This window comes from Pseudoxanthomonas mexicana, assembly GCF_014397415.1.
Classification (GTDB): Bacteria; Pseudomonadota; Gammaproteobacteria; order Xanthomonadales; family Xanthomonadaceae; genus Pseudoxanthomonas_A; species Pseudoxanthomonas_A mexicana.
On the sequence record NZ_CP060731.1, the window covers coordinates 374,855 to 390,332 of the forward strand.

The following is a 15,478-nucleotide window of genomic DNA, read 5'->3' on the forward strand; positions in this document are numbered from 1 at the left end:
CAAGGGGACATCCTGCATGCGCATTCTCGAACGCTCCGTCTACGTTGGCCCCTCGCAGCATGCGCACTTCCCGGTGATCCGGCTGCTGCTGGACCTGGGCGACCTGGAACAGTGGCCCACCGCGCGCCTGGGCCCCGGCTTCATCGACGGCCTGGTGGCCGCGGTGCCCAGCCTGGCCGAGCACGGCTGTTCCTACCGCGAGCCCGGCGGCTTCCTGCGCCGCATGCGCGAGGGCGAAGGCACCTGGCTGGGCCACGTGCTGGAACACGTCGCGATCGAACTCCAGAACATCGCCGGCGAGGACGTCACCTTCGGCAAGACCCGCAGCGTCGATGGCCGTCCGGGCGTCTACAGCGTGGTCTACGAATACGCCCAGCGTGAGGAAGGCATCGCCGCGGGCGAACTGGCACTGCGCCTGCTGTGCTCGCTGCTGCCCGAAGGCATCCGCCCCGCCGGCAGCATGCCGGTGGACTGGGACTGGGAACCGGCGCGCGACGACTTCATCCGCTACGCGCAGCGGCGCGCACTGGGGCCGTCCACCGCCTCGCTGGTGCGCGCGGCCGAGGAGCGCGGCATCCCCTGGCTGCGGCTGAACAACCAGTCGCTGGTGCAGTTCGGCCACGGCAAGTACCAGCAGCGCATCCAGGCCACCATCACCGGCAAGACCCCCCATATCTCGGTCGAACTGGCCAGCGACAAGGAAGAGACCAACAAGATCCTCGGCTCGCTCGGCCTGCCGGTGCCACGCCAGCATCTGGTCACCAGCCAGACCGAAGCGATCAAGGCCGCGCAACGACTCGGCGGGCCGGTGGTGCTCAAGCCCTACAACGGCAACCATGGCCGCGGCATCACCATCAACATCACTGGCGAAGACGAGATCCGCGCCGCATTCGACGCCGCACGCGAGCATTCTCGCTCGGTGATCGTGGAGACCTTCCAGGAGGGCGCCGACCATCGCCTGCTGGTGGTCAATGGCGAACTGATCGCGGCGACCCGGCGCACGCCCGGTCACGTGGTCGGCGACGGCAGCAGAACCATCACCGAGCTCGTGGAGATCGTGAACCAGGACCCGCGCCGCGGCGTCGGCCACGAGAAGGTACTCACGCGCCTCGAACTCGATCGCGAGGCGAACCTGATGATGGAACGCGTCGGCTACACGGCCGACTCGGTACCGAAGGAGGGCGAAGTGGTGTTCCTGCGCTCCACCGCCAACCTGTCCACCGGCGGCACGGCCACCGACGTCACCGATGTCATCCACCCCGACAACCGCGACATGGCGGTGCGCGCAGTACGCGCGATCGGCCTGGACGTGGGCGGCGTGGACTTCATCAGCCCCAACATCGCCGAGAGCTACAAGAACATCGGCGGCGCGATCTGCGAGGTCAACGCCGCGCCCGGCTTCCGCATGCACGTCGCGCCCAGCGAAGGCACGCCGCGCGACGCCGCCGGCCCGGTGATCGACATGCTGTTCCCGCCGGGCACGCCCTCGCGCGTACCGATCGCGGCGGTCACCGGCACCAACGGCAAGACCACCACCGCGCGCATGCTCGCCCACATCACCAAGATGGCCGGCTACACGCCGGGCCTGACCACCACCGACGGCGTGTACATCGACGGCCAGCGCACGGTGGAAGGCGACATGACCGGCCCGGTGTCGGCGCGGATGGTGCTGTCCGATCCGCACATCGACCTGGCGGTTCTGGAGACTGCGCGTGGTGGCCTGCTGCGCGCCGGCATGGGCGTACCCGAAGTGGACGTGGGCGCGGTACTCAATATCGCCGCCGACCACCTGGGCCTGAAGGGCATCGACACGCTGGAACAGCTGGCGGAGATCAAGCGCATCGTGGTCGAGGTGGCCAAGGACTGCGCGGTGCTCAACGCCGACGACGTCAACGTGCTGAAGATGTCGGGCTATACCGATGCGAAGACCATCTGCTACGTGACGATGAACCCGTCGCATGCGCTGGTGCGCGAGCACATCCGAGCCGGTGGCCGCGCCTGCGCACTGGAGGCCGGCGTCAACGGGCACATGATCACGCTGTACGACAAGGGCAGCCATATCCCGCTGATGTGGACGCACCTCGTCCCGGCCACGCTCGAAGGCCGTGCGCTGCACAACGTGCAGAACGCCATGTTCGCCGCGGCCATGGCGTTCTCGCTGGGCATCAAGCTCGACGCGATCCGCCAGGGCCTGCGCACCTTCGACACCACCTTCTTCCAGGCCCCGGGCCGGATGAACGTGTACGACGAGCATCCGTTCAAGGTGGTGATGGACTACGCGCACAACGCGCATGCGGTGGGAATGATGGCCGACCTGGCCCAGCGTCTGGACGTGGCCGGGCGTCGGATCGTGGTGGTGGCCGCCCCGGGCGACCGTCGCGACGAGGACATCCAGGACATCGCCCGCGCGGTGGCCGGTCGCTTCGACCACTACGTGGTCAAGCGCGACGACAGCCTGCGCGGCCGCGATGGCGACGAGGTCCCGCGGATCATCGCCCGCGCGCTGCAGGCGGCGGGCGTGGCGGAGACGGCGATCACTCAGATCCCCGACGAGCAGCAGGCCATCGACGCCGCGTTGCGCATGGGCAGGCCCGGCGACCTGCTGCTGGTGTTCGCCGATGCCCTGGCCCGCTCGTGGAAGCAGATCACCAAGTTCACGCCCGAAGGCGCCGAGCCGCGCAGCGCCCGTACGGTCGAATTGCCGTCGCTGGCGCCGGCGCCCAGCGCCGACGAGGCGGCGGTGGCGGCGATGGAGGGCGTGATCCGCGAGGAGCGCGGACTGGTGTTCGCACGCCACGACGAGGACAGCGATTGAGCGGTGGCGATCCACAACCGCCCGATCGCGCTCTCCACCCACGACCTGCCGCATGAGTGAATCCGTTCCCTTGCCGTTCGACGACCTGCGCCGCCTGACCGGGCCCAACCTGTACTTCGCCGGACCCGGCGCTGTGCTGGAAACAAGGGTGGGTGCCCCGGTGCCAACCGCCCTGATCGAAGACTGGAAGCGACGCATCGCCCGCGCGCGCGCCGCTCTGGGCTGGCCGGATGGCCCGGTGACGGTGCGGGAGCACGCCAGCGGCGCCAGCCTCGCCTTCGCCGCACCCGGCGACATGCTGTACACCGCCGCCGACGTGAACGAATGGGCGTGGCTGTCTGCCTTGGCTGCGGCCGGGATGACCACGGGAGAACCCGCGCTGCAGCCGGGCCATCCCTCGTTCGTCGACGAAGACGCGGACCTGCGCCTGCTGCGTGTCGTCGCCGCGGCTGAAGGCCTGCCGCGACTGCCCGCCTTGCGCGAGGCCGCGCATGCGCACGGCCTGCCGCTGCTGCTCGACGACGAGCAGCTCTCCATCGGCATGGGCAGTGGCAGCCGCACCTGGGACAACCCTGCCCTGCCGACGCCCGATGACGTGCCGTGGCAGGACGTGCACGCGATTCCCGTGGCGTTGGTCACGGGCTCCAACGGCAAGACCACCACCGTGCGCCTGCTGACCGCGATCGCCATCGCCCACGGCTGGCACACCGCCAATAGCTGCACCGACGGCCTCTATCTCGACGGCGCCCTGATCGAGGGGGGCGACTACTCCGGCCCCGGCGGCGCGCGCAGCCTGCTGCGCGATCGCCGCACCCAGGCCGCGATCCTGGAAACTGCGCGCGGCGGTCTGCTGCGCCGCGGCCTGGCGATCGAACGCGCCGACGTGGCCGTGGTCACCAATGTCAGCCCCGACCACTTCGGCGAATACGGCATCCACGACCTCGACGGCCTGGCCGACGTGAAGCTGACCGTGGCCCGCGCCATCGACGCAGACGGCATGCTCGTGCTCAACGCCGACAATGAACTGCTGCGTCGCCATGCTGCCCGTGTCGATGTGCCGCTGGCCTGGTTCTCGACCGACGACGACCATCCGCTGTTGCGGCAGGCGCGCGCCGCGGGTCGCCGCAGCTGCGGCGTGCGTGACGGCCACCTGTGGCTGTTCGACGGTACGAATACCCATGATCTCGGCGCGGTCACGGACATGCCGCTGACCCTCGGCGGCCTGGCCGCGCACAACGTGCAGAACTGCGCAGCCGCCGCCCTCGCCGCCAGCGGGCTGGGCATCGCCCCGGCGACGATCGCGGCCGTGCTCGCCCGCTTCGGCCGCGACAACCGCGACAATCCCGGCCGCCTGCAGCGCTGGGTGCTCGGTGGCGGCGTGCAGGTCTACGTGGACTACGCGCACAACCCCGACGGCCTGGCCCAGTTTCTCGATCTGGTGCGCCAGGCGCACCGCGACGGTGGCCGCCTGCACCTGCTGCTGGGCCAGGCCGGCGACCGCAGCGACGCGGCCATCGCCGACCTCGCCGCCACCGCCGCGTCGTTCCATCCCGACCACGTGGTGCTCAAGGACATGGAAGGCTATATGCGCGGACGCGAAAGCGGCGAGGTGGGCCGGGTGCTGCGCGCAGCACTAGTGCGCCACGGTGTGGCCGACGCCGCCATCGAGGAATGCCGTGACGAAACAGAGGCCGTACGCGCGATCCTGTCCGCCGCCCGCCCCGGCGACAGCCTTGCCCTGCCGGTGCACGGCGTCGGCGCGCGCGAACGCGTCAACGCCCTGCTCGACCGCCTGCAGGCGCAGGCGTGGTCGGCCGGCGATCCCGTCGCCGGCGACTGATTACTCCACCGTCACCGACTTCGCCAGGTTGCGCGGCTTGTCCACGTCGGTGCCGCGGGCCAGGGCGGTGTGGTAGGCCAGCAACTGCACGGGGATGGTGTGCACGATGGGACTGAGCACGCCCACGTGGCGCGGGGTGCGGATGACGTGCACGCCTTCGGACTCGCTGAAGTGGCTGTCCTGGTCGGTGAACACGAACAGTTCGCCGCCGCGCGCGCGCACTTCCTGCATGTTCGACTTCACCTTCTCCAGCAGCACGTCGTTCGGCGCGATCACCACCACCGGCATGTCCGCATCCACCAGCGCCAGCGGACCGTGCTTCAGCTCGCCGGCCGGATAGGCCTCGGCGTGGATGTAGGAAATTTCCTTCAGCTTGAGCGCGCCTTCCAGCGCGATCGGGTAGTGCAACCCGCGGCCGAGGAACAACGCATCCGACTTCGGTGCGAAACGTTCCGCCCACGCGGCGATCTGCGGCTCCAGGTTCAACGCGTGCTGCACGCTGCCCGGCAGATGGCGCAGCTGCTCCAGGTAATCGGCTTCCTGCTCCGGGGTGACCTTGCCTCGCAGCTTGCCCAGCACGACGGTCAACTGGAACAGCGCCGCCAGCTGGGTGGTGAAGGCCTTGGTGGACGCCACGCCGATCTCGGCGCCGGCACGCGTGTAGCAGACCAGCTCGCTGGCGCGCGGGATGGCGCTCTCGGGCACGTTGCAGATCGACAGCGTGTGCTCGTGGCCCAGCGACTTGGCGTACTTCAGCGCCTCCATCGTGTCCAGCGTTTCGCCGGACTGGGAGATGGTGACGATCAGGTGCTTGGGGTTCGCGTACGCGGCGCGGTAGCGGTATTCACTGGCGATCTCGACGTTGCACGGCACGCCGGCGATGGCTTCCAGCCAGTAGCGCGCGGTCATGCCGGCGTAGTAGCTGGTGCCGCAGGCGAGGATCTGCACGCCCTCGATGTCCTTCAGCGCCGCTTCGGCATTGGCGCCGAACAGCGCGGGCGAGAAACCGCCATCGACCACGGCCTCGATGGTGTCGGCGATCGCGCGCGGCTGCTCGTGGATTTCCTTCTGCATGAAGTGGCGGTACGGGCCCAGCTCCAGCGAGGCCAGCGACACGTCGGAGACATGCACGTCGCGCTGCACGGGCTGGTCCTTGCCGTCGAACACCTTGACCGACTGGCGCGTCACTTCGGCGGTATCGCCCTCCTCCAGGAAGATCACACGGCGCGTGGCCTGGATGATCGCGGAGACGTCGGAGGCGATGAAGTTCTCGCCCTCGCCCAGGCCGATCAGCAGCGGGCAGCCCATGCGGGCGCAGACCATGCGCTCGGGCTCCTGGCGGCTGACCACAGCCAGCGCATAGGCACCGGTCAGCTCCTTGACCGTGCGCTGCAGCGCGGCCAGCAGGTCGTCGCCGCCCTTGAGGTGGTGGTGCATCAGATGGGCGATGACTTCGGTATCGGTCTGCGACTCGAACACGTAGCCGAGAGCGCGGAGCTTCTCGCGCTGTTCCTCGTGGTTCTCGATGATGCCGTTGTGCACCAGCGCCACGCCGTGGCTGATATGCGGGTGCGCGTTGGCCTCGGTGACGCCGCCATGGGTCGCCCAGCGCGTATGGCCGATGCCCAGCCGCGCATTGAAGCCCTCGGCAGCGGCGGCGCCCTCCATTTCGGCCACGCGCCCGGTGCGGCGCACGCGGCGCACGTCCTGCTGCTCGACCACCGCGATGCCCGCGGAATCGTAGCCCCGGTATTCCAGCCGCTTCAGTCCTTCGATCAGTACCGGCACCACGTCGCGATCGGCGATCGCGCCCACAATTCCGCACATAGGCCTGCTTCTTCCTTCTGAGTGAAACGAGCGGACATTCTACGTGTCCGGTACTGGACAGGCCCTGTCCGGCGAGTGTCCGCGGACACCCGGACAGCCTTCAGCGCCGGACAACCCCCTTTTGAATCAATCATTTGCGTTTGGCACGCATCCTGCTGAGTACGGCAGGTCATTCCAAACAACGCATGCCGACGATGATTCGGGACACCTCCGCGCAAGACCGAGTGCTCAGTTCCACCCAGGCCCGCCCGGCCTGGCGCCGTTGGGTATGGCCCGCCGCGGGCGGCGCCCTGCTGCTGGCCGGCATCGTGTTCGCCGCGCGCGGCTGGCTGGCCGGCACCACGTCGGTCGACGGCGCCCGGCTGCGGATCGCCGAAGTCACCCGGGGCGACCTGGTCCGCGACATCGCCGCCGATGGCCGCGTGATCGCCGCCAACAGCCCCACCCTGTACGCAGTGGCGGGCGGCGTGGTCACGTTGAAGGTGGTCGCCGGCGACAAGGTGACCCAGGGCCAGCCGCTGGCCGAGATCGACAGCCCGGAGCTGCGCAGCAAGCTGGCGCAGGAGCAGACCACGCTGGCCGGCCTGGAAGCCGAAGCCAGCCGCGCCACGCTGGATGCCAGCGTCACCCGCGCCAATGCGCAGAAGGCGCTGGACCAGGCCGGGATCGAGCGCCAGGCGGCCGAGCGCACCCTGCAGCGCTACCAGCGCGGATTCGAGGGCGGTGCAGTGCCGCAGGTCGACGTGCTGGAAGCGCAGGACAACCTGCGCAAGGCCGAGATCGCGCTGGCCCACGCACGCAAGGACGCGGGCCTGCAGGGCCAGGGCGCGGGCCTGGATGCGCGCAACAAGCAGCTGCTGGCCGAGCGCCAGCGCGCGGTGGTGGCCGAAGTGCAGCGCCAGGTGGATGCGCTGACCCTGCGCGCGCCGTTCGATGGCCAGGTCGGCCAGATCCAGGCCGTGCAACGCTCCAACGTGGCGATCAACGCGCCGGTGCTGAGCGTGGTCGACCTGTCGGTGTTCGAAGTCGAGATCAAGGTGCCGGAAAGTTTCGCCCGCGACCTCGCCATCGGCATGCCGGCCACGCTGACCAGCGCCGGCCAGCCCTACCCGGGCGAGATTTCCGCGGTGTCGCCGGAAGTGGTGAACGGCGAGGTCGTCACCCGCCTGCGCTTCTCCGACAAGCAGCCGCCCGGCCTGCGCCAGAACCAGCGTCTGTCCGCACGCATCCTGATGGAGACGCGCCGCAACGTGCTGATGGTCGAACGCGGCCCGTTCGTCGAACAGGGCGGCGGCCGCCAGGCCTACGTCATGGACGGCAGCTCCGCGGTGCGTCGCCCGGTGCAGCTGGGCGCCAGCAGCCTGAGCCACGTCGAAGTGCTGGGCGGCCTGCAGCCCGGCGACAAGGTGGTCGTCTCCGGCAGCGACCAGTTCGGCGACGCCGAGCGCGTCTCGGTCAACTGATCCGCATCACCCGCCTTCCCCACGCGTCCTCCCCTGCGTCATTCACTCCGCACCCGAACCCGAATAAGGAACCCGCCATGCTTGAGATGCGCCAAGTCGCCAAGGTCTACCGCACCGAACAGGTGGAAACGCATGCGCTGCGTTCCCTCGACCTGCATGTCCGCGAGGGCGAGTTCGTCGCCGTCACCGGTCCGTCGGGTTCGGGCAAGACCACCTTCCTCAACATCGCCGGCCTGCTGGAGACCTTCACCGGCGGGCAGTTCCTGCTCGACGGCCAGGACGTGAGCCACCTGGGCGACGACGCGCGTTCGCGCCTGCGCAACCAGAAGATCGGCTTCATCTTCCAGGGCTTCAACCTGATCCCCGACCTCAACCTGTTCGACAACGTCGACGTGCCGCTGCGCTACCGCGGCATGCCCGCCGCCGAACGCAAGCAGCGCATCGAAGACGCGCTGGCGCGCGTGGGCCTGGGTTCACGCATGAAGCATTACCCGGCCGAACTGTCGGGCGGACAGCAGCAGCGCACCGCGATCGCACGTGCCCTGGCCGGCAGCCCGCGTCTGCTGCTGGCGGACGAACCGACCGGCAATCTGGACTCGCAGATGGCCCGCGGCGTGATGGAGCTGCTGGAGGAGATCAACCGCCAGGGCACCACCATCATCATGGTCACGCACGATCCCGAACTCGCCGCGCGCGCGCAGCGCAACGTGCACATCGTGGACGGCATGGCCACCGACCTGTCGGTGGAGCCTGCGCTGATCCGCGCGGCGCATGCCGCCGAAGCCAACGCCTCCGCGTAAGGCGCACCCCCAGCCCACCGCAGACAGCATCCAGACGACCACATGGTGGGCCAGGGCCCACCCTACGGAGCCAAGCATGTTCGGCTATTACTTCTCCCTCGCGCTGCGCAGCTTCAAGCGCAACAAGGCGCTGACCTTCCTGATGGTGCTGGCCATCGCGCTGGGCATCGGCGCCAGCATGACCACGCTGACCGTGTTCTATGTGCTGTCCGGCGATCCCATCCCGCAGAAGAGCGACAAGCTGTTCTACCCCCGCATCGACCCGCGCTCGGCGAATGGCTTCACCCCCGGCGACGAGCCGGAGGACCAGTTCACCCGCTACGATGCCGAACGCATGCTGCGCGACAAAAAGGGCGACCGGCAGGCCTTCATGACCGGTGGCGCTTCTTCGATCGAGACCGAAGACGGCAGGATCGAACCCTTCCGCATCGATTCGCGCTACACCACGGCCGATTTCTTCCCGATGTTCGATGTGCCGTTCCGCTACGGCAACGGCTGGTCGGCGGCGGATGACGAATCGCGTGCACGCGTCGCCGTCATCTCCAAGGCGCTGAACGAAAAGCTGTTCGGCGGCGCCAACAGCGTGGGCCGCGAGATCAAGGCCTCCGGCGCGACGTTCCGCGTGATCGGCGTGCTGGACGAGTGGCGGCCGGCTCCCAAGTTCTACGACATGACCCAGGACCGCTTCACCGAAGTGGAGCAGCTGTTCGTGCCGTTCTGGACGGCGCTCAGCCTGAAGATGGGCACCCAAGGCAACATGAACTGCTGGGGCGACTCCAGCGGCGACGAAGAAGGCTCGCGCGGACCCAATGCACCCTGCTCGTGGCTGCAGTACTGGGTCGAGCTGGGCACGCTTGAGAAGGTCGAGGCCTACAAGCAGTACCTGAAGAACTATTCCGACCAGCAGCGTGCAGCGGGCCGTTTCGAGCGCCCGACCAACGTGGACCTGCACAACGTCATGCAGTGGCTGGACAAGCAGGGCGCGGTGCCCAGCGACGTCCGCCTGCAGGTATGGCTGGCGTTCGGCTTCCTGGCGGTCTGCCTGCTCAACACCGTGGGACTGCTGCTGGCGAAGTTCCTGGGCCGCGCGTCGCAGATCGGCGTGCGGCGCGCCCTGGGTGCGACGCGCAAGGCCATCTTCGCGCAGTGCCTGGTGGAAGCGGGCACGGTCGGCCTGGTCGGCGGCGTGCTCGGCCTGGTGCTGGCCTGGCTGGGCCTGCTGGCCGTTCGCCAGCAGCCCGCCGGCTATGCCGACCTCGCGCACATGGATCTGAAGATGCTGCTGGCCACCTTCGCGCTGGCGATCGTCGCCAGTCTGCTCGCCGGCATGCTGCCCGCGTGGCGCGCCATGCAGGTGACGCCCGCGATCCAGCTCAAGAGCCAGTGACCCATCCATCCAAGAGGCACGTCATGGACATCCGCCCCATTCTTTCCACCCTGGCCCGCCACAAGACGGCCGCCGCGCTGATCGTGCTGGAAGTGGCGCTGTCGTGCGCCATCATCTGCAACGCGGTCTTCCTCATCACCCAGCGCCTGGAGCGCATCGACCGTCCCACCGGCATGGCGAACGAGGAGATCGTGCGCATCAGCATGGGCAACCTTGGTGACAACCCCGAGGCCGACGCGCTGGTGAAGCAGGACGTCGCCAGCCTGCGTGCGCTGCCGGGCGTGAAGGCCGCAGGCAGCATCAACCACGTGCCGTTCGACAACTCGTCGTGGAACAGCTCCATCCAGCTCGCTCCCGAGCAGGAACGTCCCAGCGCGCAGGCCAACATCTACCTGGGCGACGCCGTGGTCGAAACGCTGGGCCTGAAGCTGGCTGAAGGTCGCGACTTCAACCAGGACGAGTATTCCAACTGGACCGAGATGAACAAGCAGAACGCCCGGGTGAACCTGCCCGCGGTGATCCTGAGCCGCGATTTGGCGGAGAAGCTGTTCCCGGGCGAGAGCGCCATCGGCAAGAACATCTATTCGTGGAATGCCGACAACACGCCGCACCGTGTGGTCGGCGTGGTCGATCGGTTGATCCGCACCAACGACAACGGTGGTCCTGCCGAAGCCGGTTACACGATGATCCTGCCGGCCAGGGATCTCACCATGGGCACCTTCGTCCTGCGCACCGCACCGGAGCGTCGCACGGAGGTGCTGAAGGCGGCGCTGGCGACACTGGAGAAGAACAGCGCCCGTCGGCTCGTGCTTCGCGACGGCACGTTCGAGGACATCAAGCACAACTACTATCGCGGCGATCGCGCGATGGCCTGGCTGCTGCTGACCGTGATCGTCTCGCTGCTGGTCGTCACCGCGCTGGGCATCGTGGGCCTGGCCAGCTTCTGGGTACAGCAGCGCACCAAGCAGATCGGCATCCGTCGTGCGCTGGGCGCGACCAAGGGCCAGATCCTGCGCTACTTCCAGACCGAGAACTTCCTGCTGGCCACGCTGGGCATCGTCATCGGCATGATCCTGGCCTACGGCATCAACCAGATGCTGATGGGCAAGTACGAACTGCCGCGCCTGCCGCTGCTCTACTTGCCGATCGGGGCCGTGCTGCTGTGGCTGCTGGGCCAGGCGGCCGTGTACGGTCCGGCCCGTAAGGCCGCCTCGGTGCCGCCGGCGGTCGCCACCCGCACCGCCTGAGCCTTGCGCTCCCTGCCGCGCACGCCCCGCCGGCGTGCGCGGCCCCTCGGGGTTTCCATGTCTTCCTTCCTGCTGCTGGGACGCCACCATGCGGGCATCGGGTGGATCGCGCTGCAACTGGCGATCGGCGTGGTGCTGTGCCTGCAGGCGTGGCAGGCGCTCGTCGGGCTACATGTTGCGCGTACCACACCCGACGGGATCGACGACACCGGCCTGCTGCTGGTGCCGTGGATGCAGATGGCGCCGGCATCGGATCCGGGCGTGGCCGATGTGCTTGGCCGGCTGCGCAACGTCCCGGGCGTGCTGTCGGCCACCGCGGCCAACCAGGCGCCATATGACGCCACCGCGTGGAGCGTGCAGGTCTGGACCGCGACGCATCCCGCAACGAAGCACGTCGTGTCGGTCTTCCTCGGCGACGAGGACTTCGCCTCCACACTCGGCATGGCGACGTCCGCAGGGCGACATTTCATGACAGATGAATTCCGCGACTACCGTGGCGACCAGACCGATCTGCAGGCGGGCACCCACTCCGTAGTCGTGTCCTCGGCTCTGGCCTCCCGGCTCTACGGCAGATCGGATCCGCTTGGGCGCCCCTTGCTGATGGCCCCGGGCGCGCGGCTGCGCGTGGTCGGTGTGTTCGAGCGCCTGCCTCCACCGGCGGGCGCCCGCGATACGGGTGACCTGGCCGTGGTGCTGCCGGTGCGGATGTCGCGGGCAGCAGACGCCCGGTTCATCGTCCGCCATGCAGCCGATCCGGAGATCGTCGCAACGCGCATCCGAGCCGCGCTGTCCACCGCGCATCCCTCCGTCGTGGTGGCACATCCCGTGGACATGGCCGCGCTGCGCGAAGCGTCCCTGCATGCGCCGCGATCCCGCGCATGGTGGTGGTCGGGCGCCTGCATCGCATGGTGGCTCTCGACACTGGGCCTGCTGATGCTCGGCGGACAGCGCTGGGTGCAGGAACATGCTCGGGAACTCAGCCTGCGTCGCGCGGCCGGCGCCACCGGTCGCCAACTCGCGCGACGGTTGCGTCTCGAGTACCTCGGCCTGGCCTGCGCGGCGGCGTCGGTCGGGCTGGCGGGTGGACAATGGCTGTTGCCCCATCTTGTGCGCGGGTCTGCCCCGCCCTCGCACGGGGCGCTGGTGGCCGCCGCCGCGTGGGCGATGCTGGCCGTGCAGCTGGCCGCCGCATGGCCGGCCCATCTGGCCCGCCGCATTCCGCCGCACCTCGTCAGCCGCAGCCCTTCGGTTAGGCTATAGCGCATGCCTACCATCCTCGTCATCGACGACAACCGCGCCGTCAGCACGGCGCTGGAAGTGCTGTTCTCCCTGCACGACATCGACACCCTGCACGCCGAATCGCCGGCGGCCGGACTGGCGCTGCTGCGCGAGCAGCCGGTGGACCTGGTCATCCAGGACATGAACTTCAGCGAGGACACCACCTCGGGCCTGGAGGGCGAGCAGCTGTTCGCCGACCTGCGCAACGAGTGGCCGGACATGCCGGTGATCCTGCTGACCGCCTGGACGCACCTGGAAGCCGCGGTGAACCTGGTGAAGGCCGGCGCCGCCGATTACGTGGCCAAGCCCTGGGACGACCGCAAGCTGCTGGCCACCGTCAACACGTTGCTTGAACTGACCGAAACGCGACGCGAGCTCGACCGTCGGCGCAGCCGCGAACGCCGCAGCCGCCATCAGCTGGAGCAGAAGTACGACCTGCGCAACCTGGTCTTCGAGGACCCGGCCAGCGAACGCGTCGTCGCGCTCGCCTGCCAGGTGGCGCGCTCGGACCTGCCGGTGCTGATCACCGGGCCGAACGGTGCGGGCAAGGAGAAGATCGCCGAGATCATCCAGGCCAACTCCAGCGTGAAGCACGGGCCGTTCGTGACCCTCAACTGCGGTGCGCTGCCGTCGGAACTGATCGAGGCCGAACTGTTCGGTGCGGACGCAGGCGCCTACACCGGCGCCAACAAGGCGCGCGAAGGCAAGTTCGAAGCCGCCGACGGCGGCACGCTGTTCCTCGACGAGATCGGCAACCTGCCGCTGACCGGCCAGATGAAGCTGCTGCGCGTACTGGAGACCGGGCGCTTCGAGCGGCTGGGCTCCAACCGCGAGCGCAAGGTCACCGTACGCGTCATCAGCGCCACCAACGCGGACCTGCCCGCGATGATCCGCGACGGCAGCTTCCGCGAAGACCTGTACTACCGCCTCAACGCCATCGAACTGGCATTGCCGCCGCTGGCCGAACGCCCGGGCGACATCCTGCCCCTGGCCGAGCGCTTCCGTCCCGACGACAAGCCGCTGGGCGAAAGTGCGCGTGCGGCGCTGCTGCGGCACGCCTGGCCGGGCAACGTGCGCGAGCTGCGCAACGTCGTCCAGCGCGCCGGCCTGCTGGCGATGGGCGAGCGCATTGAGGCCGGCGACCTCAACCTGCCGAAGCCCGCGCCGGTGCGCACGGCGATCGTCGCCGAACCGGAGCGAGCCGACATCGAGACGGCCCTGGCCCGCGCCGGCGGCGTCATCGCGCAGGCCGCCACCGAACTCGGCATGAGCCGGCAGGCGCTGTACCGGCGCATGGAACGCTTCGGCATCAAGGCCACATGATCCGCCGCTCGCTCGCCGGCCGCGTGCTGTCCTGGCTGCTGCCGCTGCTGGCGGTGGCGCTGGTGCTGCCGGTCGCCCTGTCGCACTGGCTGCAGGACGACGTGCTGGCAGTGCTGCTGTCGGCGATCATCGTGCTGCCGCTGGCGGCCTGGGCCATCCATCGCGGCCTGCGCAGCACACGATCGCTGTTCCGCGCGTTGTCCGGCAGCGTCAACAGCTACCGAGACGGCGAATACAACTTCGGCATCCACTGGCAAGGCAGCGACGAACTCGCCGAGCTCGTGCGTTCGCACGCCGCCCTGGGCGAAGTCCTGCGCGAGCAGCGGCAGACGCTGGTGCAACGCGAACTGCTGCTCGACACGATGGTGCAGAACACCCCCGTGGCGATGCTGCTGGTGGCGCCCGGGGGCGACGGCGTGCGGCGCGTCGTGTTCGCCAACGTCGCCGCACGCAAGCTGCTGCACGGCGGCTGGAAACTGGAAGGCCAGGACTACGACAGCCTGCTGTCTGCCTCGCCGGTGGAGATGCGCGAGGCGCTGGCCCGTAGCGGCGACAGCCTGTTCGCCATCGGAAGCGAGGAGGAGGATGGCGAGGAGCAGGTCTACCACCTGGCCCGCCGCAATTTCCGGCTCAACGGACGCCCGCACGAACTGCTGCTGCTGCGCCTGCTGACCAACGAACTGCGCCGGCAGGAAGTGATGACGTGGAAGAAGGTGATCCGCGTGATCAGCCACGAGCTCAACAACTCGCTGGCACCAGTGGCGTCGCTGGCGCACTCCGGCGCGGAACTCGTCCGGCGCGGCAAGCATGAGCGGCTGGAGGAGGTCTTCGGCACCATCGAGGACCGCGCACGCCATCTGGAGGGCTTCATCCGCGGCTATGCGCGTTTCGCCAAGCTGCCCCAACCGCAGCTGCAGACGGTGCACTGGCGCGGCTTCCTGGAAGGACTGCGGCGCCAGATCGGCTTCGAACTGGAGATGCGCGATGCCGACGTCGAAGGCCGCATCGATCTGGCGCAGATCGAGCAGGCGCTGCTGAACCTGCTGAAGAACGCGCACGAGTCCGGCACCACCGCCGATGGCGTGTCCGTGCGCGTCAGCCGTCTGCCGGGCTGGGTGCGCATCGAGGTGATGGACCATGGCACCGGAATGAACGACGCGGTGCTGCAGAACGCGCTGGTGCCGTTCTATTCCACCAAGCGCAACGGCACCGGCCTGGGCTTGGCGCTGACGCGCGAGATCATCGAAGCGCACGGCGGCCGCCTGTCGCTGCACAACCGCGATGGCGGCGGCCTGTGCGTGGCGATCCAGTTGCCCGAAACCTGATCTGTCCGAAGGTAGGCCGGCAGCGGCACCGCGCTGCACCCGAAGCCGAACCCGCAGGGCACCGACTCCTCTCTACCACCGGGAGAGGGCAAGGGGTGAGGGCTGGCAGCCGCGATCCCGAGTCAACGGACTTTCGTCCAGATACTCCACCCATGGCGGGCTTCAGCCCGCCC

Annotated in this window: 10 protein-coding genes; 9 read left to right on the forward strand and 1 reads right to left on the reverse strand. The window is 68.8% G+C overall.

The window, feature by feature from the left end; translation table 11 throughout:
* Nucleotides 1–16: 16 nt before the first annotated feature.
* Nucleotides 17–2,815, forward strand: a complete 2,799-nt coding sequence (cphA, locus tag IAE60_RS01835) for a cyanophycin synthetase (protein WP_187573640.1) — start codon at nucleotides 17–19, stop codon at nucleotides 2,813–2,815.
* Nucleotides 2,816–2,867: 52 nt separating this feature from the next.
* Nucleotides 2,868–4,655 (forward strand): Mur ligase family protein, encoded by a 1,788-nt coding sequence (locus IAE60_RS01840; RefSeq protein WP_187573641.1) that lies wholly within the window; start codon nucleotides 2,868–2,870, stop codon nucleotides 4,653–4,655.
* Here the strand turns inward: IAE60_RS01840 and glmS are convergent, their stop codons facing one another.
* Nucleotides 4,656–6,482 carry a glutamine--fructose-6-phosphate transaminase (isomerizing) gene (glmS, locus tag IAE60_RS01845; RefSeq protein WP_187573642.1) on the reverse strand — a complete coding sequence of 609 codons (1,827 nt, stop codon included), beginning with the start codon at nucleotides 6,480–6,482 and terminating at the stop codon, nucleotides 4,656–4,658.
* 194 nt (nucleotides 6,483–6,676) lie between these two features.
* On the opposite strand from glmS, the gene IAE60_RS01850 reads away from it, so the two are divergent.
* The 7 genes from IAE60_RS01850 (at nucleotide 6,677) to IAE60_RS01880 (ending at nucleotide 15,305) form a co-directional block, all read left to right on the forward strand.
* On the forward strand, nucleotides 6,677–7,945 hold the full coding sequence (locus IAE60_RS01850) for an efflux RND transporter periplasmic adaptor subunit (protein ID WP_185897130.1): 1,269 nt from the start codon (nucleotides 6,677–6,679) through the stop codon (nucleotides 7,943–7,945).
* A gap of 77 nt (nucleotides 7,946–8,022) precedes the next feature.
* Nucleotides 8,023–8,745 carry an ABC transporter ATP-binding protein gene (locus IAE60_RS01855; RefSeq protein ID WP_093489866.1) on the forward strand — a complete coding sequence of 241 codons (723 nt, stop codon included), beginning with the start codon at nucleotides 8,023–8,025 and terminating at the stop codon, nucleotides 8,743–8,745.
* A gap of 76 nt (nucleotides 8,746–8,821) precedes the next feature.
* Complete coding sequence (locus tag IAE60_RS01860; protein WP_187573643.1) at nucleotides 8,822–10,132, forward strand: ABC transporter permease; 1,311 nt, start codon at nucleotides 8,822–8,824, stop codon at nucleotides 10,130–10,132.
* Nucleotides 10,133–10,155: 23 nt separating this feature from the next.
* Nucleotides 10,156–11,379 carry an ABC transporter permease gene (locus IAE60_RS01865; protein WP_187573644.1) on the forward strand — a complete coding sequence of 408 codons (1,224 nt, stop codon included), beginning with the start codon at nucleotides 10,156–10,158 and terminating at the stop codon, nucleotides 11,377–11,379.
* Between the two features lie 57 nt (nucleotides 11,380–11,436).
* Nucleotides 11,437–12,639 (forward strand): ABC transporter permease, encoded by a 1,203-nt coding sequence (locus IAE60_RS01870; protein ID WP_187573645.1) that lies wholly within the window; start codon nucleotides 11,437–11,439, stop codon nucleotides 12,637–12,639.
* 3 nt (nucleotides 12,640–12,642) lie between these two features.
* A complete protein-coding gene (locus IAE60_RS01875) occupies nucleotides 12,643–13,980 on the forward strand; it encodes a sigma-54-dependent transcriptional regulator (protein WP_187573646.1) in 1,338 nt (445 codons plus the stop codon).
* Entirely contained in the window at nucleotides 13,977–15,305 is a 1,329-nt protein-coding gene (locus IAE60_RS01880; RefSeq protein WP_187573647.1) for a sensor histidine kinase, read from the forward strand. The genes IAE60_RS01875 and IAE60_RS01880 overlap by 4 nt, the downstream gene beginning before the upstream one ends.
* Nucleotides 15,306–15,478: the final 173 nt, after the last annotated feature.